The 23,839-nt window shown below is 67.1% G+C and carries 19 protein-coding genes; 6 read left to right on the forward strand and 13 right to left on the reverse strand.

Annotated elements, in window-relative coordinates; translation table 11 throughout:
- Nucleotides 1-231 precede the first annotated feature (231 nt).
- From ACQP1S_RS06120 to ACQP1S_RS06130, 3 genes are all read left to right on the forward strand, one after another.
- Entirely contained in the window at nucleotides 232-1,014 is a 783-nt protein-coding gene (locus ACQP1S_RS06120) for a hypothetical protein (RefSeq protein ID WP_432903951.1), read from the forward strand.
- A complete protein-coding gene (locus tag ACQP1S_RS06125) occupies nucleotides 999-4,484 on the forward strand; it encodes a DEAD/DEAH box helicase (protein WP_432903953.1) in 3,486 nt (1,161 codons plus the stop codon). The genes ACQP1S_RS06120 and ACQP1S_RS06125 overlap by 16 nt, the downstream gene beginning before the upstream one ends.
- A gap of 726 nt (nucleotides 4,485-5,210) precedes the next feature.
- Nucleotides 5,211-5,624 (forward strand): hypothetical protein, encoded by a 414-nt coding sequence (locus ACQP1S_RS06130; RefSeq protein ID WP_432903956.1) that lies wholly within the window; start codon nucleotides 5,211-5,213, stop codon nucleotides 5,622-5,624.
- Nucleotides 5,625-5,856: 232 nt separating this feature from the next.
- Here ACQP1S_RS06130 and ACQP1S_RS06135 read toward each other — a convergent pair whose 3' ends face one another.
- Together ACQP1S_RS06135 and ACQP1S_RS06140 are read right to left on the reverse strand one after the other, a co-directional pair.
- Nucleotides 5,857-6,948 carry an IS630 family transposase gene (locus ACQP1S_RS06135; protein WP_432903959.1) on the reverse strand — a complete coding sequence of 364 codons (1,092 nt, stop codon included), beginning with the start codon at nucleotides 6,946-6,948 and terminating at the stop codon, nucleotides 5,857-5,859.
- Between the two features lie 95 nt (nucleotides 6,949-7,043).
- Nucleotides 7,044-8,576, reverse strand: a complete 1,533-nt coding sequence (locus ACQP1S_RS06140; RefSeq protein ID WP_432903962.1) for an AlbA family DNA-binding domain-containing protein — start codon at nucleotides 8,574-8,576, stop codon at nucleotides 7,044-7,046.
- Between the two features lie 660 nt (nucleotides 8,577-9,236).
- On the opposite strand from ACQP1S_RS06140, the gene ACQP1S_RS06145 reads away from it, so the two are divergent.
- The gene (locus ACQP1S_RS06145; RefSeq protein ID WP_432903965.1) at nucleotides 9,237-9,677 is read left to right on the forward strand and encodes an NUDIX hydrolase; all 441 of its coding nucleotides are present in this window, start codon (nucleotides 9,237-9,239) and stop codon (nucleotides 9,675-9,677) included.
- Nucleotides 9,678-9,920: 243 nt separating this feature from the next.
- Here the strand turns inward: ACQP1S_RS06145 and ACQP1S_RS06150 are convergent, their stop codons facing one another.
- The 9 genes from ACQP1S_RS06150 to ACQP1S_RS06190 all read right to left on the reverse strand — a co-directional run bounded on the left by ACQP1S_RS06150 (nucleotide 9,921) and on the right by ACQP1S_RS06190 (nucleotide 20,446).
- On the reverse strand, nucleotides 9,921-10,607 hold the full coding sequence (locus ACQP1S_RS06150; RefSeq protein WP_432903968.1) for a GIY-YIG nuclease family protein: 687 nt from the start codon (nucleotides 10,605-10,607) through the stop codon (nucleotides 9,921-9,923).
- A 126-nt stretch (nucleotides 10,608-10,733) separates the two neighbouring features.
- Nucleotides 10,734-11,462: a helix-turn-helix domain-containing protein gene (locus ACQP1S_RS06155; protein WP_432903971.1), complete on the reverse strand. Its 729-nt coding sequence runs from the start codon at nucleotides 11,460-11,462 to the stop codon at nucleotides 10,734-10,736.
- Nucleotides 11,459-11,755 (reverse strand): hypothetical protein, encoded by a 297-nt coding sequence (locus tag ACQP1S_RS06160; RefSeq protein WP_432903974.1) that lies wholly within the window; start codon nucleotides 11,753-11,755, stop codon nucleotides 11,459-11,461. The genes ACQP1S_RS06155 and ACQP1S_RS06160 overlap by 4 nt, the downstream gene beginning before the upstream one ends.
- A gap of 43 nt (nucleotides 11,756-11,798) precedes the next feature.
- Nucleotides 11,799-12,935 carry a hypothetical protein gene (locus tag ACQP1S_RS06165; RefSeq protein WP_432903977.1) on the reverse strand — a complete coding sequence of 379 codons (1,137 nt, stop codon included), beginning with the start codon at nucleotides 12,933-12,935 and terminating at the stop codon, nucleotides 11,799-11,801.
- Between the two features lie 130 nt (nucleotides 12,936-13,065).
- Nucleotides 13,066-15,150, reverse strand: a complete 2,085-nt coding sequence (gene fxlM, locus ACQP1S_RS06170) for a methyltransferase, FxLD system (RefSeq protein ID WP_432903980.1) — start codon at nucleotides 15,148-15,150, stop codon at nucleotides 13,066-13,068.
- 14 nt (nucleotides 15,151-15,164) lie between these two features.
- Nucleotides 15,165-16,427 carry a lanthionine synthetase C family protein gene (locus ACQP1S_RS06175; RefSeq protein WP_219467777.1) on the reverse strand — a complete coding sequence of 421 codons (1,263 nt, stop codon included), beginning with the start codon at nucleotides 16,425-16,427 and terminating at the stop codon, nucleotides 15,165-15,167.
- The gene (locus tag ACQP1S_RS06180; protein ID WP_432903983.1) at nucleotides 16,424-19,453 is read right to left on the reverse strand and encodes a lantibiotic dehydratase; all 3,030 of its coding nucleotides are present in this window, start codon (nucleotides 19,451-19,453) and stop codon (nucleotides 16,424-16,426) included. Before ACQP1S_RS06180 ends, ACQP1S_RS06175 begins: the two co-directional genes overlap by 4 nt.
- Nucleotides 19,454-19,565: 112 nt before the next feature.
- Nucleotides 19,566-19,700 carry an FxLD family lanthipeptide gene (locus tag ACQP1S_RS06185; RefSeq protein ID WP_219467782.1) on the reverse strand — a complete coding sequence of 45 codons (135 nt, stop codon included), beginning with the start codon at nucleotides 19,698-19,700 and terminating at the stop codon, nucleotides 19,566-19,568.
- Between the two features lie 170 nt (nucleotides 19,701-19,870).
- Entirely contained in the window at nucleotides 19,871-20,446 is a 576-nt protein-coding gene (locus tag ACQP1S_RS06190; RefSeq protein WP_432903986.1) for a hypothetical protein, read from the reverse strand.
- 308 nt (nucleotides 20,447-20,754) lie between these two features.
- On the opposite strand from ACQP1S_RS06190, the gene ACQP1S_RS06195 reads away from it, so the two are divergent.
- Together ACQP1S_RS06195 and ACQP1S_RS06200 are read left to right on the forward strand one after the other, a co-directional pair.
- Complete coding sequence (locus ACQP1S_RS06195; protein WP_432903989.1) at nucleotides 20,755-21,630, forward strand: helix-turn-helix domain-containing protein; 876 nt, start codon at nucleotides 20,755-20,757, stop codon at nucleotides 21,628-21,630.
- Entirely contained in the window at nucleotides 21,627-21,836 is a 210-nt protein-coding gene (locus ACQP1S_RS06200) for a DUF397 domain-containing protein (RefSeq protein WP_432903992.1), read from the forward strand. Before ACQP1S_RS06195 ends, ACQP1S_RS06200 begins: the two co-directional genes overlap by 4 nt.
- Nucleotides 21,837-22,026: 190 nt before the next feature.
- Here the strand turns inward: ACQP1S_RS06200 and ACQP1S_RS06205 are convergent, their stop codons facing one another.
- Both ACQP1S_RS06205 and ACQP1S_RS06210 read right to left on the reverse strand, forming a co-directional pair.
- Nucleotides 22,027-22,401 (reverse strand): hypothetical protein, encoded by a 375-nt coding sequence (locus ACQP1S_RS06205; protein ID WP_432903995.1) that lies wholly within the window; start codon nucleotides 22,399-22,401, stop codon nucleotides 22,027-22,029.
- Between the two features lie 22 nt (nucleotides 22,402-22,423).
- Nucleotides 22,424-23,758, reverse strand: coding sequence for a transcriptional regulator (locus tag ACQP1S_RS06210; protein ID WP_432903998.1), 1,335 nt, complete (start codon nucleotides 23,756-23,758; stop codon nucleotides 22,424-22,426).
- Nucleotides 23,759-23,839: the final 81 nt, after the last annotated feature.

Here is a 23,839-nt window from a genome sequence, read left to right on the forward strand (position 1 = left end):
CACCAGGTCTGCGTCCGTCCGAAGCGGGCGTGCCTCGACGCTGGCCTGCCCGGTCACAGCGGCACCTCCATCGCGGCGAACAGGCCCGGGAACGGCTTGGCGCTGTAGGCCCGCGATGACCGACAATGACCGCGTGATGTTCAGCGTGGAGTTCGGCTGCGGGCAACTGTGACGACGCTGGCTGTTCTGACTCCATTGCTCGGCCTGGTTCAGTGCCCTCCAGGCTCCGCAGTGGATTACACGATCGGCGGCAGAGCCCTCACCGGTGCTGACCGCGAGGCCGCAGCTCAGTTGCTCGCCGATGACGCGGTTGCCATCGCATGCGGTACCGCTCCGGTACTCGACTGGTGGCGTGACCGCCGTGACGGCGGGGCTCCGCACGGTGGGAGCCGGCAGCAGATCGTTGCGACCTTCGTTGGCATCGCGTTCGGTACACCGGGCAAACCTGCCGATGTCGACCACGTACAGGGGCACATCGCCGAGTTGCTGTGGAGCCGGGTCATGCGGGAGCGGTCCACGTGTCGCGATGGCCGTCAGCTCGTCAAGGCGCACCCTGTCAAGGTCGATCCCCTAGAACCAGGCGGAGATGGACTGATCATCTACAAGAACCCGGACGACGTTCTGGTGTTTCGCCTGTGGGAGATCAAGAAACACGAAGCGCAGAACAAGGTGTCGGCGACGATCAACCGAGCCAGTAAACAGCTCAGCGAGCGCGGCTCAGAGTACCTGGCGAAAATCGTCGGGCCCGAGACGCTGGAGGCCACCGGGGCGATCGCGGACCTGTACGCGAACATGGTCGAGCTGTGGTTCGACCGCAGCGAACGCGCGGGAGTAGGGGTTTCGGTCGGTACATCAGTGAAGCATGAGCCGAAGCCACCGCGGGCGTTCGCTTCGATCCGGACCGCGTTTCCGGAGTTCACAGCGCCAGGGCAGACCGAGTGTCTGGTCGTAGCGATCCCTGAATTCGCGGCATTCGCCGAACGTGTGAAGGAGATCGTGTGGAGCGGTCTCTAGACCTGGCGCTGTTGCACGACGCGCTGGCGGGGAGGACTAACCTGCCGAGCGCGGAGGAGCTTCAGCAGCTCATAGCCGATGTCGAAGTTCACCTGTTCCTGCGCGACCTTCAGATCGCCCAGGAACTACTCGACTCCGCGTGGTACCTACACGCCGTCGCGTCTATTCATGAAGCCCGGCAGCGGTACAGCCTCCCACGCCAGCGGCAAGCGTTCCTGGTCAGCGCCCACATCTTCGACCTTGCACTGAACCAGGAAGGCTGGGGCCGCGCCGAGCGGCTTTCGTTCGGGTTCGCCGCCGCCATCGGGTACCGCCGCGGCGGTCGCGATCCGAATGCCACCGCGATCATGAACCGGCTCCGCGACGACATAGACGTCACCGGCCCGGTCACCGACCACTTCGCGACGCTGTCCCTCGAGGCCGGTCTAGCGTTCCTCGGCTTCGAGACCAGGACTTTGTTCCGCTGGTTCGGCACTTGGCGCCGTCAGCTCAACACGGTCGCGCGCGATGCCGGCACCGACGATCTGAGGACCACTGCCCTCGGCCCCAGCCAGATGGTGGTGCTCGGCGCTGAAGACCTCCTCATGTACCTCGCCACCGGCCGGTCCGACCGGCTTGAAACCGGCGTCGAGCGGCTTCGGATGGCTGCAGTCGGCGAGGCCGGCCCCGAAGACCTGCACGCGCGGTGGGTAGCGAGCCATCTGTTGGGGCTCTCCGGCGAGGTCCAAGCCGGCTCGCTTTGGAACCCCAACGTCCTTCCGCCGGACGTGTCGGCACTGGTCAGGCAGTCGTTCACGATGGGTAGTCCGCCGGTGATGACGCTGTGGGAGCCGCAGCGTGCGCTGCTTACTAAGACGAGGTCGCCGTTCGACCCCGACGTACGCCGGATGGTTCTGGCCGTGCCTACCAGCGGCGGAAAGACCTTGGTCGGGCAGCTGCTGTCGGTCGAGCATATCGACCGGACCGACCGGAGCGTCTGCTACGTCGTGCCGACCCGTAGCCTCGGCCGCGAGGTGCGGCGGGCCATGTCCAGCCGCATACGAGTGCTTCAGAAGGAGACCGGCGCGGAGCAGGCCGACTTCTCGAGCCTGTGGGGATTGTTCGACGCCGTCCGAGACGATGACCCGGCCGACGTGGAGGTCATGACGCCGGAACGCCTCGCGCACCTGCTCCGTCATGACGTCGCCGCCGTCCTCGACCGGTTCGGGCTGTTCATCTTCGACGAGGCGCAACTGCTCAAGGAGACCGGCCGGGGCTTCACGCTCGAAGCGGTGATCGCACTGCTGGACTACCTCACGGCGCAAACCGACCACAAGATCATCCTGATCTCCGCAGCGATGGGTAACGCCGGGGAGATCGCCCAGTGGCTCGACCCAGCCGGAAGATGCCTACGCTTCGAGTCCCAGTGGCGCGGCCCACGGCGGCTGCACGCCGCATTCACCACCACGGCCAATTGGAATGACACCCGAGTCGAGGGAGGGGCGGGCAGCAAGTGGCGATTTCGCCATACCACCCCGCTGACCGGCCACTTCCGGCTCAGGCTGGCCGAGAACCGCACTGCCGGATTGACCGTCACACCTGACGTCGAATGGGTCCTCGTCCAAAAGTCGGAAAGACGCCTCTCCCGCGAGAAGATCATCGACAGCGGCCGGACCACGAAGAAATACATGATCGCCAGCGAGACGATCACTCTACTCGGCCATGCCGGATCGGTGCTGGTCGTCGCCACGACCCGCAAGCAGGCCCAGCAACTCGCCGGAGGCATCGCCGAATTCTGCGAAGAACAACCCGGCCTGGCCGCGCTAGTGGACTTCGTGCGCCAGCAACTTGGCGACGACCATCCGCTGGTCGGCGTCCTGAAACGTGGCGTTGGTTTCCATCACGCCGGTCTCCCCGTCGAGGTGCTGGAGGCACTCGAAGGCGCGGTCCGCGATGACACTCTGCCTTACCTGACCTGCACCTCCACGCTGACCGACGGGGTAAATCTGCCCGTGCGAACCGTGATCATCTATGATCAGCCGTTCCCGGACCAGTCCGAGGAGAGCCGGCTAAGCGGTGCGCGCCTGGTCAACGCGATGGGACGGGCAGGCCGAGCGGGTAAGGAAACCGAGGGGTGGATCGTCCTGGTCCGCGCCGCCGAGCCGACCGAGCAGGACTTCCACGACCTCAACCCGAGTGCCGAGTCGCTGGCCGTCACGTCGTCGCTGATCACCGATGAGGCGCTGGGTGCGTTCGCAAGCCTGGAGGACGAGCTACGCGCCACCGAGGACGCCATCTTCACCACGTTCGACCAGGCCGGCGACTTCATCAGTTTCGTGTGGCTCGCCCTGTCCATCGAGGAGGGACGCGGGATCGATCCTGCCGACGTCGATCTCTCCAGCATTGTCGGCGCGACCCTCGCCGCGAGGCAATCGCCCGAGGCCCGACGGGCGTGCGCCCAAATCGCCGACACCATCCGCCGACGCTACGTGGCCAGCGATCCGCAAAGCCGACGCCGATGGGCTCGAACCGGGACTTCGATCGGATCAGCACGGACGATTGATGCCCTGGCCACCAGGATCGCCTCCGCGATCGAGCGTGCCGAGGCAGCTGGAACCCTGCCGGACCTGCTCACCCCGGTCTCGGCCATCCGCCAGCTGCCCACCTTGTTCACCGAGCTGCTCGACCTCGCCGAGGCTCCCGACTGGCAGTTCAAAATCAGCCCGCGCGGGGCCGAAATCACGGTACGCCCGGTAGATCTTCTCGCCGACTGGGTCTCCGGCCAGACGCTGCCCGAACTCGCGAACACGCACCTCGCCCCGGTCACGGACCCTGCATTCCGCATCGAGCAAATGGTCGGGGCAGCCTCCGAGCAGTTCGAGCACTTCCTCGCCTGGACGGTCGGCGCGGTGGTCGACATCGTCAATGCGCACCTGCTGGACGCGGGTTCCGAGGCACGGCTGTGCCCCGAACTCGCCGGATATATCCGGTACGGTGTCGACTCTCCGCACGCGCTGCGGCTGATGACCTCGGGAATCAGGTCACGCAGGCTGGCCCACGCGATCTCCCGGGACCGGCCGCGCGATCTACAGGCCACCCACGACGACCTTCGCGCATGGCTGGCGGGGATGGGCATCACCGAATGGCGTGACCGCTACGACGCCTCCGCATCTGAGGTCCTAGACCTGCTCGACTACACCCGGCTACGCAGCCGCAGCCTGCTCAAGGCTCTCCTGGAAACGGGCTCGGTCACCCTAGACGTACTCGATGTTCAAGACCCCAACGAACGCCAGGATCTTTCGATCCGGCCGGTCGAGGGCGACCCCGAGCCAGCCCGTATTGCGGTCTGGTCCGACACCCAGGCTGTCGCTCACGTATCTGCCGCCGACCACACGGATATCCAAGCGATCCTCGACACCGGGTTGGCCTTCGAGGCCGAACTCTCTGGTACCAGTCTGCGGATCACACTGCCCCTAGACGCGGCCGAGTAGTAGTCAGTTGGACGACATCACGACATCGAGCAATTTCGTTGCAGGCTCCCTCGACCGGCCGAGCCTGGTAGCCGCCTGCGTTGAACAGGCCGAGGGGATCGGCGTAAGCCCAGGCCGGCGTGACCTGCCCTGGCTGGGACTGGCCGCGTTCGGCCAACGCTGGCACCAGCGGGAGTAGACATCGCGCCACGACCCGAGCGGTGAGAAGGACGGGTGAGACCGCCTCCGGTTTCTCGAGAAGGGGTAAGGCGGGCTGGCAGGCGGGATCTAATCGCGTACCCGACCAGCCGGAGGGAGAACGGGGCCAGGCCGCTCAGATTGCGGCAGCCCGTGTCCGTCGAGGCGGCAGGGCTCAGGCGCCCCAGCAGCAGGCGGCGGTAGTGGCTCTCGCACGCCTGGCGCGGCCCAGTCCCAGTCGCGGCCTTTGGACCACAACTCGCCGGTCTTCACTCAGACGGTCACGACAGCTCCAGGGCGTCGAAGAGTGAGCCCTGCTTGGCACACGGGGACACGACCAGCGTTGCCGCGAGGAGGTGCCACGGTCCAGTGGCTACGTGCGCCGGGCAGTGTCGCTGCCACGGTAGGTAAGCCGCGTAGGCGACTCTCATCGAGGCCTGGAGATCGACCAGCGGCCGTCGCTGGGCAGGTAGCCGTGCGTGCGGGAGGTTGTCGCACCGGCCTGCCACATTAGAGAGCATGACAACTGTCCAACGGGATGCCGACGTCGTGGTCCGGATCGAGCCGTGGGCGGGTACCGGGTACGCGAAGATCCGCATCACTCCTGGTTACCGAGAACAGTTGCAGGGTCTGCTCACAGAGGCCGACGTCGACAACAGCATGGCGTCGGAATTCTCTGCCGGCAGCGCCGCGATGGAACTGATCTCCGTCGCGGTGAGCACCCCGGAGGTCTGGGCAGAGATGGGCGGGGCCGTGGGTGCGTTCATCGGCCGGCACGTGGGCAGGCGGGTTCGGGTGGAGGTCGGCGACTCGGTCACTGACCTCCACGGGTACAGCAGGAAGGACGCTGAGTCCCTGATGCGCGCCATCGCCAAACTGCATGATCGTCGCGAGGCCGGGTGGCAGCTGCTGCTGCGCCGCACCTCCGAGCCGACCACCCCCGACCAGCTGCCCGGCGCCTGACGACAAGAAGTCCCGGACTACCTGCAGGTGGTCCGGGACTTCCGCAGGACGTGCGGGGTGAGGAACTTTGCGTGCCCGCTGGCGGACGCAACCCGTCGGCGGTGCGTAGCGAGAGCCAGCGGCTGGCCCGCACTGGTTGACTGGCAGGAGCGCGTGTTTTTCTGGCACGAATTCGCCGTGGTCTAACCTGGCGGTTACGCATGGGCTCGACGGCTAGAGTACTAGTGCCTCGTCATGCAGCCTTGTACGGGTAATCGGGGTGGCGGATCTTGGAGCCGGTGGCGAATGACGTTTTCGGTTTGGCGCGTTGGTTGCGCCAGCGGATGTAGTCGCCGAGGGCGGCGTCCTGTTCGGCGTGGCTGCGGTGGTCGGTGCCGTTGAGGGCGAAGTAGCGCAGGGCGGCGAACTCGGCCTCGATCCAGTTCAGCCAGGACGCGTAGGTCGGTAGGAACACCAGGTCGACGCGGTTGGCGGCGCACCAGGTGCGGACCTCGGGGTGCTTGTGCGGGGAGAAGTTGTCCAGGATCAGGTGCAGGCGTTGGTTGGGCCAGCGGCGGCGCAGGGTCTTGAGGAAGATCAGGAACTCGCGCCACCGTTTGCGGTCGCGGATGCGGTAGTGCAGGCGGCCGGTGGCCAGGTCCAGGGCGGCGATCATGTGTCGTACGCCCTGGTCGCGGGTGTAAGTGGCACGAAGTCGCATCGGGTGTGCGACGGGTCGCCAGGCCCGTCCTGGGCGGGGTTGCAGGTTCAGCGGCCCGAACTCGTCGACGCAGAGCACCCTGCCGTCGGCGGGTGGGTGGTCGTAGAGGTCCAGGACCTGGCGCATCTTCGTGGTGAAGTCGGGGTCGGTGCTGGCCTTCCACGTCTTGGTGGCCTGCCACGTCACCCCGCGTTCGTGCAGGACACGACGCACGGTCTCGACGCTGATCGTCGTGACGTAACCCGCGGCGATGAGGTAATCGCGCAGTTTGGCAAGCGACCAGCAGGAGAACGGTTGGCCGAGGAAGCGGGGGTCGCACCGGGCGATGACGCAGATCCAGTCGCGGGTCTGCTCATCGATCCGTCTCGGTGCGCCCCCGCTCCATTTTGGGTCCAGGGCGTCGAACCCCCGCTCGTTGAACGCGTGGATCACGTCGCGGACGTAATCCTCGCTGCTCGTGAGCAGATGAGCGATGTCCGGGGCCGGCTGCCCCTGGGCGGACATCAGCACCACGATCGCCCGCCGCAGCTTCACCGGGTCCTTCGCCGTCCTGGTGATCCGCTGCAACCGCTGGCCCTCGACCATCGACACCTGCCGGACGAACACTTCCGGCCTTCTGCCCACCGGCCACCACCTCCCACCACGAGTGCTGGGAGACAGCCTGCCCGATCCATCCTCAGAACCGACGCATTACCCGACCAACGTTCAAAGACGAGGCACTAGCCCGCCGTTGCGTTCGTCGCATGACGGCTCAAAAAGTCGAGTACCTCCCTGTTGTTGGTGTAGGCAAAGCCTTCCCAACCGTCGTATCGGAAGCCTGCGTGTCGGGCCATGCCGTCGATCTCGACCATTGCGCTGGCGACCACTCTGTCGTTGTCGTGACCGGCGATCTGTTGGCGTATGGCCTGGTCAGTAGACAGATCGACGAAGATTGGCTCGGTGCGGCGGTGGTCGTAGAGGGCGAAGTGGGGCCAGTAGCTCGGGCTGCCGGAGCCGGCGGGGTCGGCGAGGAACACGATGCCGGTGAGCGCGTCGAACTGGCACAGGCTGTTGAGAATCTCATCGTGCTCGGCGGGCAGGTCGGCGTGCAGCGCTGCGGTCTCGCGGACGATGTTGCGCGCCCGCCCGATGATGTCGGGGTTCCTGTCGTCGATCATCCTGGCGCGGCTGGCGTTCACGATGGTGTGACGGAACCAGTTGCGGTAGTAGTTGAACTCCGCGCCTCGGATTTGCCGGTCAGAGATGTGCCGAACCGCAGGCCAGTTCCTCATCCTCACGGCCAGGGCGCCGAGCGCGTAGCCGTGGGCGGCGACGAGCAGCCGCCGTTCCAGTGTGGAGGCTGGATCGGTGGGTGGCCCGGGCCGTTCGAAGATCTGGGTCAGCGCCTGCACTGCTTCGATGAACCAAGGCTGCTCCTGGTAGGTCAGCGCCTGCGCGGCGACGCTGGTCACCCGATGCAGCAGGGTGTCGAAGTCCGGCAGATCAGGGATGGCCGCAGCGTCGGCGACGGACTGCAGCAGGGCGCGACGTAGCGGGATGAGGTCCTGGCGGCGGAGCAGTTCTAGGGTCAGTTCATCGAAGGCGTCGGGGTCGAGCCGCCAGGTCATCGCGGCGGCGGGTAGCTGCTGCAGATTGTGGGCGCTAAACCGTACGTTGATCATCGCCGTGATCTCGTCGCGGTACTCCGTGCGCCATTGGTCCTTGTGCCGGGCAACGATGGCCCCGATGAGGCGCTCCCGGTCGGCGGGTTCCCACACCACGGACGAGGTACCGCGGCGCACGAACACCTCACCGCGGCGGAACTCGAACCCCTTGCGTTTACCACCTTTCGCCTGCGGGTCGTCGAGCTCGTATTCTCCGTTGCGGCTGAAGATGTGGAAGCCCTTCGGGCTCGCGCTCACATACAGCAGCACCATCGGGCATCCGTCGATGGTGTGCCGGGCGACGCTGAAGTCGAACGGCTCCGGCAGGTACTTGACGATCTTCGCGCGGACACGGGACTCGTCGAACAGCTGCAGGTGGCGGGCCGTCAGGCCGGGTGCCGGGACGCCATTATCGTGGGCGCCGATGACGATGTAACCACCAAGCTCGTTGCTGAGCATCGCGGCGATATCCTTCACCAAGGCGACCAGATCATAGGTGACCGACAGGTCCGAGGTCGCCTTGAAATCCAAGCACTCTTGTTCGCCGCCTTCGTTCAGCAATGAACGTAGCTTCTCCTCCGAGACAACCGGCTCCACGATCACGGCCACCCTGGTCTCCTTCCCGCTTGCCACGCAGGGTTTCACACCTCGGTGGCAACCGCTCTCAGGTAGCCGTCTGGCCGACCTGGCTACAAAGCCAGATCGGCCAGCCGAGTGGATCGAAGAAACCTACGCCGCTTGAGTCTGTTAGCTACGCCACACCGAGTGTCCGAAATGCTTGTTTCACCCGTTTGGTCAACCGGTTCTGCATGGGGGACCGTAGGGGGACCGGACGTCCCGGAACCGTCCGGCACGGGGCGGCAGTGCGCGACACGTCATCGGGCTTATTGCCTGTTCAGGCGGCATTGGCTAACATCAACCATCATCCTCCGACATTGACGGACGTGGGCTCTTAATCCGCGGGTTCGGGGTTCGAGTCCCTGGCGGCGCACCACCAAAAAAGGCTCTGACCTGGGGTTTCACCCTGGGTTGGAGCCTTTTGGCGTTTCTGTTCGTGGCGCGGTGTCTCGGTGGGTGCTCGGGAGCCGTTGGACCGTTCCGGCTTCCGCTGGACGGGTGGCGTCGGTGGAGAGACGGATCAACTGACGCGCCGCGTCGGTCACGTCCGCGTCGGCGGGTCCGGCTTGCCAGGTACCTCGTTGCGCGTCTAAAGCCGCAACCGGGCACCTTTGTGACTTTATTGATCTTGGGTGCGGACAGGGGTGAGTCGTGCGTCAGATCGTGCGTAGGTCGGTGCGGGCCGTTTTGCTGGATGAGGACGACCGTCTCGTGTTGATCAAGCGGATCAAGCCCGGTCAGGTGCCGTACTGGACGACGCCGGGCGGCGGTCTGGAGTCGACGGATGTCTCCCTGGAGGCGGCGCTTCGCCGTGAGTTGCACGAGGAGCTCGGTGCCGAGGCGGACCGGTTCGTCCAGGTGTTCCTGTTCACCGCCTCCGCTGGTGAGGGCGTTTCCGTCCAGCACTTCTTCGTCTGTCGGCTACGTCAGCTGAACGAGGACGCCCGGACCGGGGAGGAGTTCGCTGATCCGTCGCGTGGCGGCTACCAGCTCGATCGGGTGGCGATCGACAAGCTGCCTGCGGTGGATCTCAAGCCGGATGCGCTGAAAGAGTTCATCCTCTCCAACCAGGAGGCCCTGCTCTCGGTATAGGAGCAGGCTGACCGCCCGTGCTTGGGCCGAGTTCGAACTTGTATCGGAAGAACGGCCCGAGGTTGGCCACCGCATCGGGCGGCGATGAGCCGCCCGGCCCTGGCTTGGCTCAAGTTCATCGATACGCCGTACCTCCTTGGCGAAGCGGCGCACTGTGGTCGGCATGGTGGTCGTGTTCATGGGGAGGCGGCGGACGAGAGGCCAAGGCGCGCCGTGCTGGCGTTCCCGGCGAGTGGGCGTTGATCAGGGTTGCCGCTCTACGGGTGACAGCCGGGCTTGAGCGCGCTGGGCGGCGCGGAGTGCGGAAAGCTGGCTGTGGAAGGAGCCATCCCGATTCTGGTCAAGGTTCAGCGGCAGTACGTGTGTTCGGATGAGCTCTTCTTCGAGTGCCCATGGCTGCTCTGCCGGGGTCCACACGACTCGGGCGTTGTCGGCCATCCAGGCGCTGAGCTGATGTTCTCCGTCTCGGCCGAACGTCAGCCGGCTTCCGTTCCCGACCCGCCGCAGACTGATCCCCAGGTCTTCAGCGAGAAGTGAGCCGAGGGTCAGCCGCAGCGTCGACCCGGCGGCGTTGCCGCGGTAGTGGTATCGGATCCGGCTGCGGATCGTCTGCCGGCTCGGAGGGCGGCCGTTGCTCGGTGGTGCCTTCGGTGAGATGCCGACGTAGAGCAGTGTCGACCCGTTCCACGTGTGGCACTCCTCGACGGGGACCAGGGACGGCGGCGAGGCAAAGTACCAGCCGTAGACGCCAGGGACCGCGGGTATCGGGCACTCGCGCCTGCGGACGTCCTCAGCTCCATAAAGCCGGGCAGGACGCAGCAGAGCCTCTTGCGGGTCCAATGGCACTCCAAGATGTCGTCGTCCAGTCAACCTAGCCAATGGGCGAGCGCGGTCGGCTACTCGGAGGATCTGACCCCAGCCGGACCCCATCTACCTGATGAGGGCTTCCGGTGGGGCGCCACTGGCGGCGGCGGGCGTTGGTCTGGAAGGGCCCCCGAACATGACCGGCTGGCACGATCGCGGGAGGTCCTTTGCGGCCTGCCCATCGTTGTCCCTTCACCGCGTGGCCTGCGGTCCCTCACTTCGGTGAGGCGGGGTCGCCGTCGCAGGTTGACCGATTTGAGGCCTACCGGCGTGGCCTGTGGACCTCATCGGTGGCATCTGGAGAATCCGTGCGAAGCGGGTCCGGGTGTCCTGGTCGGCGAGTTTGAGGAGGTCGTCGAGGGCTGCCTGCATCATCAGGTTCGGAGGTTCAAGCTGTCTGCGGTCCTCCCAGGTGGCGACGACCGAGGAAGGCACGCGGAGCCGTTCGGCGAACGCCCCAAGGCTGAGCCGCAGTGCCTCCCGCAGCGCAAGGACTTCCCGTTCCCCCCAACGAGCGATCGCGACCGTGCATGCGCAGGCTGGAGTCGTGACCATGAGACCGGGTGGTGGCTTCGCGGGTACGGCTGCCTGATGGCGTTGCAGTCGTTCGTGTTCGGCTAGCCACGCTCGATGCCTCTGGAGCATGGTGATCAGCTCTTGGAGCGTGTCGAACGCGTCCACCAGCGATCCTTGCGCTCGGAGTTCGCGGTCGGCGCGCTCCCAGAAGCCACGAGTGATGGCGTTCCGCCCAATCTCCACGTTCGCGACCGAACTGCGGGAGTAGGCCGTCCGCCTGGCGAGGGCGGCCTGGGTCATCCCGGCTGCCTTGCGCCAGTGGGCCAACTGCCGTCCCAGCGCCTTCTGCAGGTCGCGAATCTGCTCCGAAGTGACGGGACCGGGGACGGCATCCGTTCCGATCATCTGCCCTGTCCGCCGTGAAGTGCGTACAAACGAGTTCGGCCGCCGCTGTTCACGAGGGGAACGGCGTCGGAGTCGATAGGCCCGGCAGGCAGGATCTCCATGACCACCATGAACCGTTTCGGCATCTCAACCGAGGTATCCGTTCGTGGCTGCGCTGCCGAGTAGTGGTCCACGAATCGTCGTAAGCGGGCCAACGCTCCGCCCGTCTCCAACGCCTGGTCGCAGCGACTCATGACGTCCAGGCTGGCGGTACGCTCGGCTTTCTCGATCTTGCCGAGCAGGTCCGGGCTCACGTACACCTGCCTCTACAGCTTCCGACGAATATGACGGCTCGTTTCATCGCAGCATCGACCGGGGTTGTCGTTCCCTCAATCGGTTCCGCTGGCAGGGCAGATGCCGTTGTATTGCGGTTCCAGCCACATCAAGTGCTGAGGAAAGCTGATCAACCGCTGCTGCTGGTAGGTGGCCCTGGCCTAAACCACTTGCCCTGATCAAAGCCCGCAGCGTCCCTTCGCTTTCGGAGGTAACGGCCGGATGATTGATGAGGTCGCGCGCCGCGTTGGCGTCCTCGTCGTGGATAGCATCTGCGACCAACTGTTTGGTCAGGCTGTCTACGGCAGCGGTTGGGATGCTCACCGCGAGATCCAGGGCCGTCAGTCCGAGGCGAACGCGGAACACGGTGAGACCGGTGGTTCGTGGTGTGGCCGACACTCGATCGATGACGTCAGCGTGGTCGACGGGGGTGTGACCCGCAGCCAGGTCCAGCCAGGTCGTGAGGAGTCCATGCACCGCGTGCTCCCACGGCGCTTCGATCTTTGTGGTCGTGAGGAGATCTGCTGCTGCCGGCCCTTCGTTCTGCAGTAGGTGGGCGACGATCGCGACTTGTCGTCCATCAAGGAGGGTAGGTCCGACCCCGTCGTACCGGCGCACATGGTTCACGGCGTCGTCCCACCGTTCGGCGAGGAGAAGGGCGCGGGTTCCGTCGGAGAGCAGTGTGCCGCGCAGCCAACCGATGATCTGATCGAGTTCTTCGGGGTCAGCGGGAAGCTGTCGAGGGTGTACCTCCAGGTCGTCCAGAACAGCGGGAGCGCCGCCGCCGATTGCCGTGTACAGGTGGGTGAGTAGGCGGTACGCGCCGTCGCCGTCGCCTTCACGGATGCGTAGGCGAGCGAGGTTGACGACTGGTTCGAGAGCGAAGCGGGCCGTGTGGCCGGTCAGCGGGGCTTGGTTGAGGTAGAGGCTTGCGTGGCGGCGGCACCAGGCGTGGGCAAGGTTGGGGTCTCCGCAGTCGGAGGCGATGAGGGCCGCCCCGTTGAACACCATGGACGCCCTGTCCGGGTCGCCTTCGCGGTGTGCGGTTTCGGCGAGCCTGACGAGTCGGTCTACCCGAGCGTCCAGTGGTTTGGCGGGCGGTCGTTTGCGGGCGACGAGAGGGAAGCGGGCGGCGATGGTGGCGGCAAGAGACGGAGTCATGGTGTCCTCATCTGCTGCGGAAGAGCCGCGTAGTGGCAACGAGGTGCGTCCAGGGCGTGCGGGACATCTCAGCTGTGCTCGTCCCACGGGTGCCGGGGCGGGACAGGGCACCGCGCCGGTGTGGGTGCGGTCAGAAGGTGATCGTGAGGGTGATGTCGGGTCGGCTGATGTCGTCGTGTCTGGCGGGTCGGGTTCCTGTGCGGTGGGCGGTGACGGTGGGCTGGTTGGGGCGGCCTGCGGCGTCCCATTGGTCGAGCAGGTTGGTCAGGTCGGTGGCGAGCGTGGTGGCTTCGGGTCCGTGGGCGATCGCGCCGAGTTCGTGATGGCCGTCGCCGGTGTCTTGGAAGGCGAGGTAGGCGATGGTGCCGCCGTGGTAGGTGGCGGCACCGGCCCACCGGTAGGCGGGGGTGACCAGTCCGTTGGTGCGGGCGGTGTCGCCGACGCCGAGGCGGCCGAACGGCCGGTTGGCGTGGACGAGGAGCCACAGGTCGAGGTGGCCGATGGGATCGGCGTCGCTGACTTGGATGCCGGTCCAGCGTTCGAGCCGGGGGTGGCTCAGGGCGTTGGCGAGGGCGGCGCGGTCGGGCTGGTCGGTGGCGTCGAGTTTGAGGACCACGTCGGTGTCGAGGCGTACGTGGTGGTCGGTGTGTTCGGTGCTGCCGCGCATGGGGACGAATCCGCAGACCAGTGGCGTCGTGGTGCTGACGAGATGGTGGGGGTCGGTGCGGTCGAAGGCGAAGCATCGGGTCAGGCCGCTCTCGTGCACGCGCAGGGGCACGACGATGCGGCCGTGGTCGGCGAGTTGTTCCCACCAGGCGGCGGCAATGTCCCAGGCTCCGGCGGTGACGATGATCCGGTCGTAGGGCGCGTGGTCGGGGTCGCCCAGGGCACCGTCGCCGCAGATCACCTTCACGGTGTCGTAGCCAGCACGGTCGAGGCCGGCGCGGGCGCCGTCGGCGAGGTCCTGGTCGAGTTCGATGGTGACGACCGTGCCGCCGGGGCTGGTCAGCTCGGCGAGCAGTGCGGCGTTGATGCCGGTGGCCGCGCCGATCTCCAGGACGCGATGGCCGGATTGTGGGGCGAGTTGTTCGAGCATGTCCGCGACGAGGCTGGGGCTCGACGCGGAGGACAACGCCGCACCGCTGGGGTCCCGTTTGGTGACGATCTGACGGCGGGTGTAGACGGTTTCCAGGTCGACACCGGGAAGGAACTGCTCGCGGGGGACCGCACGGAAGGCGTGCGCGACGGGGGCGGAGCGGATGTGGCCGCGCTGTTCGAGCGTGCTGACGAGCTGTTCGCGGAGCGTCGCGGCACTCGACGTTCCCGGTGCGGTGGGGGAAGTGTTCACTGCGTTGACCCTACTGTCGATCTTGGTGGTGGGTTGATAGCCGGAGGGGGTGTCGAAGAGGTGGTGGAAGGTGACGGTTACGGCGGCCGTCGCGAGTAGCCAGGTGTCGGCGGCGGAGATGCCGAGCCGGTTGAACAGGAACAGAAGGTGGTGGGTCAGCACCTCGCGTAGGTCGCGGGTCAGCGCGCTGTGCCGGTCGAGGAAGCCGAGGTCCGCGCCTGCCTGCTCGTGGGCTTTCGGCCATTGCGGGGTGACGGTCAGTGGGCTTGCGGCCGTGTCGTCGGCTGCGGTGATCAGGCGCTGCACCGCCGCGATGAGCGGTGGGGTTGGCGCGGGGGCGTTCGGCTGGTGCCGGCGGGAGGCGAGAAGCCGCCAGACGTCGCCCTGCTCGGAGAACTCCAGTCCGGCGGCGCGCATGAGGCGAGCGGCGAGCAGGACCCCGAGTTCACGCCGATGGGTGCCGCCGGCGGTGGCGAGATGGCCGAGGATGTGGCGACTGTCCGCGTGGAAGAGGGTGTGGGCGATCGTCATGGCCTGGTCCCCGCCGAAGGCGTACGCCTCGGGCCGGTAGACAGGCTCGGTGACACCGCGGACGCGGTCGTCGTCAGTGATGGCGGCGAGGAGCGCGTAGAACTGGGCGAGCCGGTCGCCGGGCAGGAGCCGCAGCCGCCACGTCTCGCTCTTACGGATAAACCAGAACGCGGTGATCGCCCGGTGGTCTTCCGCAGCGGCGAGCTCAGGGGCGAGCCGTGTAGCGGCGAAATCCTCAGCGGTCTGCCAGTCCGAGAACGTCAGGTTGATCTGGCGCCATCGGCTTGCCGGCGCCACGCCGGGTGGCTCGGTGTCGGGTTCGGAATCGAGATCCACGACGATCTCCTCGTCTAGTTGATCAGCAGGCTGGTGGCCCAGCGGACGTCGGTGCCGGTCGCGACGGTGTGCAGGGTGAGGGCGATTCCAGCGGGGCCGGTGATCAAGCCGGATCGTGCCGGGGTGGTGTCCGTGGCGTGCTGGATCAGCAGGCGCACGATCTGGGGCAGCCGGCCATGCAGGATGGTGGTGCGGGCGTCGGCGGCGGCGTACCAGGCTGTAGCGGCAAGTCCTGCCCAGCCGTGACACAGCGACGGATCGACGATCCGGCTGAGTTGGAGGGGGTCGGCCAGGCAGCGGGTCAGGGCCTCTTCTGCCGCTTGTTGCCGGGCGGGGTCGTCGAGAGCGATCCCGGCCAGCTGCTGGGCGCGGGCGACTCCGGGGGTGCCGTAGCACCAGGACGGCCGCGCCGGTCCGCTCATGGAGGGTTTCCCGGCGTGCAACTCCGCGACGGTGATCTTCTCCGGCCACCACGGTCCTGCAGGGCTTGTCTGCTGCCAGCGGTCGAGCCACGTGCAGATCCAACGGATCGCCTTCGCGTGCCCCGGCACCCGAATGTTCTGCCGCATGGCCAGGGCCAGGAGAGCCAACGGGCCGGCTATGCCGTGCGCCATGCCGAAGTTCGCATGCCCGCCCTGCTCCGAACCTTCGTGGTCGGCGGGGTCTGCGCTCCACCACCCCGGCGCGAGCCGGCCCGCGGCGTCGTCGGTGTGCACCGGCTCGGTGAGTTGGACCAGGTACGCCAGCACCCGCCGGAGCAGAGGTCCGTGCGGTGCGCGGCGCAGCAGGTGGGCTCCCAGGCCGGTCAGCCCACGTACGAGGTCGAACTCCGACAGCGCGGGCCGGGCCTGCGCCGCGAGACGTGCCGTGGCAGCGGCCAGGCGGCGTTCCACCAGGTCATCGAGGGCATGATCAAGCGCGTCCAGGGCTGCCGGGCGGGAGTGCGGCATGGCCATGGTCAGCGCGTGGGTGACAGCGGGTGCGCCGAACCAGAGTCCGGCTCCGCTGCCGCTGTTCAGCGCGTCAGCGGTCGCGCGTCGCAGCCAGGCATGGACCGGTTCCCACCCGCCGTGTCCGGTCTGCGCTCGCACCCCGTGCAAGAGTGCCACCCCGGCGGCACCCCGGGACAGCGACTGGGCGTACCAGCGGGTACTGCGTGGCCCGTAGTCGTCCGCCGCGAAATCCGGGGGCGGCGGCTCGGTCAGGGTGTCGGTGATACACGCGGCCATCGCCTCGGCCGTCCGTAGCAACGGTGTCCTCAGCGGTGCTCCGGTCATCGGGACGCTCCTACGGCGCGCACCCGGCGACGCACCGCCGCCAGCGCGACATGGCGGGCCAACCGATACATGCGCTGCTCGGCGTCTTCGTCGGGGCCGAGAGCGCGAACGACATGCAGGTGCATCAGCGACGCGAGCACCGAGGCTGGAGTGAGCGGGCCGGCGACGGCGGACAGTTCGGCGGCGTACCGGGTCGCGGCCCTGGTGCGTTCCTGCCATGCATCCCGGATGGGCTCCGGAAGCTCGCCCGGGTCGAGGGTGACCGCTTGACGCAGCACGTCCCGCTGGACCGGTGCCTGCCCGGTCTGCTCGGGGCGCGCCACCAGCCACTCGCATCCGTCGGTCCGGCTGCCGAGCATCGAAGCGGCCAGGTCGACCATGCTCAGGGCGGTCAGTGCCCGCCGATCGATCCCAGACTCGGGCTGCGCTACCAGCTGCGCCAGGGCTGCGGAGGAGTCGGCGGCGAACAACTTCTCGGCTGCTGCCAGCGCGGTGCCGCAGCCGTAGCGACCGGACTCGGGATGGTAGGTGTCCAGGCTCCAACCGCCGGCAAGGCGCTGCTGTCGGAGCCCGGCGACCCACCGCCCGACCCGTACCGCCGCGTCACCGTAGTCATCGGTGCGCAGTCGTAGTCGAAGATGCGGGGTGGGGCGTCGCATGCGCACGAACCACCACAGCGGCGGCTCGGGCCAGTCGGCGAACAGCGCGGGCAGCCCTCGCATCACCACCAGCTCCATCGTCGAAGGCTCGACGGCCACCGAAGCGGACAGCAGGCCACTGGCACCAGGTAGGAGCGGCTCGGCGGGAGTTGGTGGCGGCCACGCGTCCCGCGCGGTAATCGCAGCCGGCGCGGCAGCGGGCGCAGCCGTCGAGGCGAGGGGCACGACGATCTCGTGGGCGCGACCGGAGAGCCAACCGAAGTCTTCCGGGCTTGCTGCGTCCACCACGGTTAACGGTCCGACGCTGGCGTCCAGGTGGGCACGAAGCAGGGCACGATCCATGGACTGATCGAGATGGAGCCGAAGCCTCTGGTCACCGTTGCCGACCTGCACCCATGCCGGCAGCCGCAGCCTCGTCCGCAGCGCCTCCCAGGCGGTCAACCATTCGCCATCGCTGGCGTCTGCACCGGGCAGGGACGTCGGATCGACGCGCCACCGGGCCGCCGCCAGGAGGACGCGCCCGTACCTCAGCGCGGGTCGAAACGGCAAGCAGGACGCCGCACCCCAGTCGAACGGTTTTAACCGGGCATCCGTAGCTCGCGGAAGCTCCAGGAGAAACCTGCCGAGCAACGGCATCGTGTGTACGGCGGCGGCATGCGCCACTGTCGGCTCCACCACCCGCCGCCGCGACATCGACACCAGCACCAGCCGATCGCGCTCTGCGGTCACACCGAGGTCGTCGAGGCCAATGACGTTCTCGGCCACGGGCCGGTGCTCGCCCAGGCTCACCAGCCACGGAAGTACCTGCCGAGAGCTGAGCACGTTCTGGGCGTGCAGCTTGCGCGGCGGAAAGCTCAGCTGCACCGGCATGGCCCCGGCCACCGCGACAGGAAGGCGTGCGAACTCCCGGCACATCAACTCCCGATCGGCGTAGGGCAGCCCGTCGAGGAAGCGCCCGCTCGTCGCCATCGCCGAGCGGCCCATGCCAGTCAGCGCGACAGTGAACCGTCCCTGTGTCAGCGCCCCCAGCGACACCGCGCGGACCTCTGCCGAAACGTCGACATGAGGGCTGACCGGCCCCGTGACTCGGCTGGGGCCGGCGAGCCATTCGACGACCGCGTCATCGAGAACCACCTCACGGCAGCCGTCGATCACCGCCTGCTGAGCCATCGCGAGCAGGCGCTCGTCACGGCCAGACAGTGGCGCCGCAGGCGCGTCGGCCACCGTGCCGAAGTGCTCTGGGAAGCCCAACCCGACGAGCGGATCTACCAGCCGATCCAGCGGCACCACCGCCGTCATCCCATAGCGGTCGACGAACCGAGCACGGTACGCACGCCACTCCGGCCGCCCCGCCGGATCCGGCGTCAGCCGCCGTAGCATCTCCACTGATGCCGCGATCTCGGCGGCGACCTGCTCCGGCAGGGCGACCTGATCCGCGAGCTGAAGATCCACCGCGAACGGCTGGGTGGCCGTTGCCACGCTGCGCAAATCGTCGGCGAGCCCACGAAGGTAAGTCGCGCTCCCTACGCTGGTACCACCGAGCCGACCATGCAGCGAGCGCAGCTCGGCCCGAAGGGCTCGTTGTCCCTCAGGAGCACCGTCGAACACCGCATCGAGGGTGTCCAGGACATACCTGATCGAGTCTGTGCACGTCGATGGTGGCCGGAGAGCGGAGATCAACATGCCATGGTCCACGAGGCCGGCAATCATCGTGTCAGCGGACGCGCGTGGGAAGCCTGGAAACGCAGCAGCGACCGTGTCGACCAGCTCAGCCCACGGCACTGGGGTACGGGCGAGTGACACCGCCAGCCGTACCGCTGCGGTGTTCCTCACCGAGGTCGACTCCGCACTTGCAGAAGCGTGCGGCCGGCGCGCCACGACTATCCGAGGCCCGTTCACCAGCGCCAGGTTGTTCGCCTGCACAGGCAGACGGCGGCGCACGTCGGGCTCAACTTCAAGGCGCGCAATCAGGGACGCGAGCCAACTCGCGTCCGGCCGTACCCGGAGCGCCGACTGCCCCGCCGGCACCACCGCAGCCACCGTGTCGAACCGCAGAGTCGCCACCCCCGAGAACAGCCCGAAGGGCGTCGCACGCCGCTGCGCACGGACCAAGTACCGCGCCAACGCCAACGCCATCCGCCACCCTCGGTCTGGAGTAGCGCTTCCTGTGGCGAGGACCGCTTCTACGCGAGCAGCGAACTCAGGGCTGGCGGCCCAGACAGCCTCGGCCAGGCCGACCTTCCGCCACGTTGCTTGCAACCAGTCCGCGACACCGGAGGTGTCGCTCCGGTCCGGCCAAGGAGCCGGGCCGTCGGGCCATGAGTGAGCGGCAATGCGGATCGTCGCGGCATCGACCGACCGAAACATGAATCGTCCTCCTTCCGTCACGAGGCGCTCCTCCGGGGGCACGGCTGGATGTGGGGTGCTGGTTCCGGCAGGCATCGGGGGATCGCCTGCCGGAACCAGCGAGGGTGTTCGATCAGCAGTCGCTGCCCTTCACGGTGTCGCAGCCGTCGTCCGTGTCGGCCAGCAGGGCGGCGGCGACCGGACCCTCCGTGACGATCTGCACGTCGAGCTCGAACGGGTCGTTGCTGACGGCGAGCACGCTGTTCATGGCAACCTCCAATGGGACTGGGATGATGGGTGGGCAGGTAGCCCCCGCAGCTACCGGCACGTTGGCTGGCGGATCGATCCGCTTTCTCTGGAACGGCGTCCAAGGAGAACTCGCTACGTTTGGCCTGCCCGCCGCCACGCCCTCCCCGGCAGTGACAGCGGGCAGGAGCCTCAGGTACGCCGGACGAGCACCAGATCTTCCGGCGCAGCGCTGACACGGACGTAGGCCAACTCTCGGCCGAAGAGTGCACCCCACGCAGACTCGGGAAGCCCTTCGGCGGGAGCGAGACCGCGACTGTGGAGGGCCTCATAGGTCAGCCGCTCAGCGGTAGCTGCCTCGACCAGATTCATCCGGCATCCGCACGGTGAGCGGTAGGAGCGCCGTCCATCGACGGATTCGAGTGGGCACAGCGGCAGGCCGCACCCCTTACAGGCCAGCAATCCCCACAATGGGTAGAGATGGTCGGGCAGACTCGTGCCCCCCACCATCGCGGCGAAGATCTTCATGGCGTGTAGCCGAGATTGACATTCCGGTCGGCCGCACCCGCACCCTTGCGGCACCGCCGGATGCGTCCGGTAAACGTCGATAGCAAGGTTGACCAGGCGCGAGCCATGCAGACTCGACACGAGCACGCCCGCCGTGGCCCCTGCGCTCTGACCACCGCCTAGAGCCAGCCGCACCCCTTCGAGACCGCCGCAGGCCCCGGTAGCGTTGGTGACGATCAGCGTTGCGCTCGTGGCGTCCATGCCGCTCCTCCCGCACCTCGGACGTGGGAGTCCGCCGCGAAGCTGCCGCTGCATGACCCCACTCCAAGCCGTAGACACATCGCTTGTGGTGATTTCACGATCGCGGTTCTTGCGTAGCCTCGGGAACACCGGCCAATGGGGAAAGTTGGGGGGAGACTTACCGGTCGCCGCGCGCTTGGCCAGGGGTTTCCTTGCGGAAAGCACGGTCGGCGCTGGCGGTGATCGGCAAAACAGGCGTTACGCTCTCGTCGCCGGGATCCAGGCGGGATGGATCACCGGGGCTATTCGCGTCTCTGCCGGGGGTGTCGGTGATCAGTCCATATGTGCGTCGTCGCCGGCTCGCTTCCGAACTCGTGCGGCTACGGGAGGAACACGGCTACTCCGCTGAGCGGCTTTGCAAAGAGACAAAGATCGCCAAGCAAAAGCTGAGCCGTTTGGAGAACGCGAGAGTCCGACCAGATCAAGACGAGATCATGCGAGTCCTCGACTACTTTCGGGTTGACGAGCGGCGATGGGAAGAGATCATGGCCATCGCTCGTGAGTCCCAGGAGAACGGCTGGTGGGAGAAGTTCCGCGTCGAGATGGGACCACGCCAGGCCCTCTACGCGGACCTGGAAGCCGGTGCAGAGCACATCGCCGAATACCACATCACCCTGCTGCCGGGCTTGTTGCAGATCCCGGCGTACACCGAAGTCCGCGCGGTGGCAGATCGTGCCGCCTACCCCCGGAGATTCACGGTGGAGCGAGCACTGGAAGCACGAGCTGCCCGGCAACGGGTCCTTGACAGACCCGGCGGACCCACCTACGAAGTGATCATCGACGAGCTCGCGATCCGTCGGCACGCCGCACCGCCGGAGGTCGTCCGCGCGCAGCTCGACCACCTGATCAACGTCGGTCACGAGAAGCAGAAGACCACGATCCGGGTACTGCGGCTGACCGCGCGAATCGCTGGCAACGCGGTACCCCGGTCGTCGTACTTCAGCTACCGATACCCCGACCCGAGCGATCCGGTGGTCGTCGCGGTCGACACCATCACCAGCGACCTCGTCCTCACCGACCCGGACGAGGTTGCCAACTACGCCTCCCTGTACGAGCGCCTGCGTGCCGCAGCCCTCAGCCCCGCTGACAGCCTCGACTTCCTCGCCAGCGTGGCGGAGGAACTGCCCGACTACACCAGGAGATGACCATGCACCCCGAGAAGTTCACCAACTGGCGGAAGTCCAGCCGCTCCGGCGGTGGCGACAACTGCATCGAGGTCGCCTTCGCGCTCGACGGCACCGTGGGCATGCGGGACTCGAAGGACCGGACGGGACCAGTGCTGAGGTTCACCCGGGGTGAGTGGACGGCGTTCACTGATGGCATCCGCGACGGTGAGTTTGACGCACACTGAGCTGCTGTCTCGTCGGCGCGCCCGGGAAGCCGGGCGCGCCGCGCTGACCTCGGAGTGTCACCGCTTGCAGGCGAAGTTCATGCTGGCCGGCGTAGTGCCCTGCCCGCCATCTCGCGCCGGCGTGGAAGAAGCCGGACCCCGATGCGAGCATGATGTGGGAGTTGCGTGCTCCTGTCGATTGGTTCTCAGCTCAGCGCATCGAGACCAACGTCTGCTCGATGTGTTCGAAGATGTCCGAGTCCGTCTCCCGCTGCCACTCCGGCATGTCTGACCAGTCGGCCACGTAGGAAGCCTTCGGGCTGGGGAAGTGTTTGAAAATCTGCGCAATCCAGCACAGGGCGACGAAGCGTCCTTTCTGTTCACGGGTCAGCTTCGCGGTTGCGGCGTCGGCTGTCTCGACGAACTGGCGGACCTGCTCATACACGGCGGCGGCACTCTCCCGTTCCCAGTCGGGCGTATCCTCCCAGGGCGTGACGTAGCCCGGTTTCGGTTCGTCGGGGTAGTGCTTACGGACTCCCGCGATCCATGCCTCGCGGAACACACGGCCCGGTTCTTCGACCTGCATGCTGGTCCTCCCTCTGGTCGTGTCAGTTCCCTGCCCCTATCAGGGCATTGATCTGGCTGTGGAGATGCCGCACGTGAGTGTCGGCAAGGAACGGCTGCAAGTGGTGGTGTAGTTGGTTAAGTTTGGAGCCGACTACGCCCGAGCCGCTTTGACGGGCAGCATCGAGGGCGGCGCCGCCGTAGAGCACGATCTGGTGTACGTCGCTACGGTGAACTCCGACCAAGGCGAGGTCCGTCAGGACGGTTCCGCGTCGTCGCGTGGAGAGGCTTTGCGATAGAGCACCAGACAGCACCGGCTCGGCCAGGTCTGGGCGCCTCAACTCGACGTAGCAGGCTCCGCGTTCCTCGGCGAGCCGGGAGCCGTCGAAGCGCAACCATCCGCCGTTATGCACCCGGCCGTGCAGGTGGTTGACCTCTTCGGCTTGGTCGAGCGCCTGCCGGCATCCGCTGAGGTCACCGAGGCCCGCGAGAGCCTGCGCCCGCACAGTGTGTGCCCAATGCCGGGTCGACAGCGCGCTGTCCCCGTTCTGAGCCAAGCTGGCGGCAACGTCCAGCATCGGTGCGGCGTGCAGGAAGTCGCGCTCGTAGACGCTGATGAAGGCGTGACGGATCATCGCGCACGCCCAGAGGTCGTAGGCAGCGGCTTCTCGGGCGGCGGTCGCTGCCAGGGTGTAGCAGTGCGCGGCCTCGCTGTACGCGTTCGCGTCGAAGGCGACCTCGCCGGCGAGCTGGAGCAGGTCGGCGGTGACCCCGCAGAGCCTGCGGTGCACGAGTGTCGTGTGGGAGCGACGTAGGTTGGCCGTGAGCGTCGTCAGCTGACGGTTGACCAGCGGCGATACTGCCGCCTTGGCCTCGGCCGCGCCGAAGGCCGCCCACAGCTGGGCGTTCAGCCTCTCGTACTCGTCGAGGGTCGCTGGGTCTAGGCGCCTGTTCCCCTCACCGGAGGACTCGATGCGCGCCCAGTCGAGCTGGCTGCCCGGGACGGGCGCAGCCAACAGCGCACCTGTCAGGCTCAGCACGCGTAGCAACTCGCGGCGGTTCATGTCGCCAGTGTCCGTGATCTCCCTGCCGGTCAGCGACTCGCCAGCGTGATCATCACCAGCAGTGAGCATCTCACCGGGGGGCATATGGTGCGCAACGGGATCAGAATGGCGTTGGCCACGGGTGATGTAGAAGCCTAGGTCAGCGTCCCGCGACGCCTTCAGCACCGCCCGGAATGCCTCCCGGGTCGTGGGCTTGGGCCAGCGGTGTTCTCCTCGCTCAAGCTTCCCGACGTGGTTGGCGTCAATGCTGGTTCTCGTGCCGTAGGTGTCCCACAGGTAGTTGTTGACAGCCTCGGCGACCTCCTGCCGAGACATCCGTCGGCCTGAACCGCTCGGGGACAGAAGCCGGCGGCGGGCGTCGCTGAGCAGCGTGTTGGGGCCGTCTGGCCCGCCCGA

The sequence above is a fragment of the Micromonospora matsumotoense genome (genome assembly GCF_050951065.1).
Lineage (GTDB): Bacteria > Actinomycetota > Actinomycetes > Mycobacteriales > Micromonosporaceae > Micromonospora > Micromonospora matsumotoensis.

What these genes read in the sequence shown, in the direction of transcription:
- ACQP1S_RS06190 (WP_432903986.1), bottom strand. Translation starts at nt 20,446, where the DNA reads ATGGACGCCACGAGCGCAACGCTGATCGTCACCAACGCTACCGGGGCC.
- ACQP1S_RS06155 (WP_432903971.1), bottom strand. Translation starts at nt 11,462, where the DNA reads ATGATCGGAACGGATGCCGTCCCCGGTCCCGTCACTTCGGAGCAGATT.
- ACQP1S_RS06180 (WP_432903983.1), bottom strand. Translation starts at nt 19,453, where the DNA reads ATGTTTCGGTCGGTCGATGCCGCGACGATCCGCATTGCCGCTCACTCA.
- ACQP1S_RS06185 (WP_219467782.1), bottom strand. Translation starts at nt 19,700, where the DNA reads ATGAACAGCGTGCTCGCCGTCAGCAACGACCCGTTCGAGCTCGACGTG.
- ACQP1S_RS06165 (WP_432903977.1), bottom strand. Translation starts at nt 12,935, where the DNA reads ATGACTCCGTCTCTTGCCGCCACCATCGCCGCCCGCTTCCCTCTCGTC.
- ACQP1S_RS06175 (WP_219467777.1), bottom strand. Translation starts at nt 16,427, where the DNA reads ATGACCGGAGCACCGCTGAGGACACCGTTGCTACGGACGGCCGAGGCG.
- ACQP1S_RS06150 (WP_432903968.1), bottom strand. Translation starts at nt 10,607, where the DNA reads ATGGGGTCCGGCTGGGGTCAGATCCTCCGAGTAGCCGACCGCGCTCGC.
- ACQP1S_RS06205 (WP_432903995.1), bottom strand. Translation starts at nt 22,401, where the DNA reads ATGCAGGTCGAAGAACCGGGCCGTGTGTTCCGCGAGGCATGGATCGCG.
- ACQP1S_RS06200 (WP_432903992.1), top strand. Translation starts at nt 21,627, where the DNA reads ATGACCATGCACCCCGAGAAGTTCACCAACTGGCGGAAGTCCAGCCGC.
- ACQP1S_RS06210 (WP_432903998.1), bottom strand. Translation starts at nt 23,758, where the DNA reads ATGTCTCGGCAGGAGGTCGCCGAGGCTGTCAACAACTACCTGTGGGAC.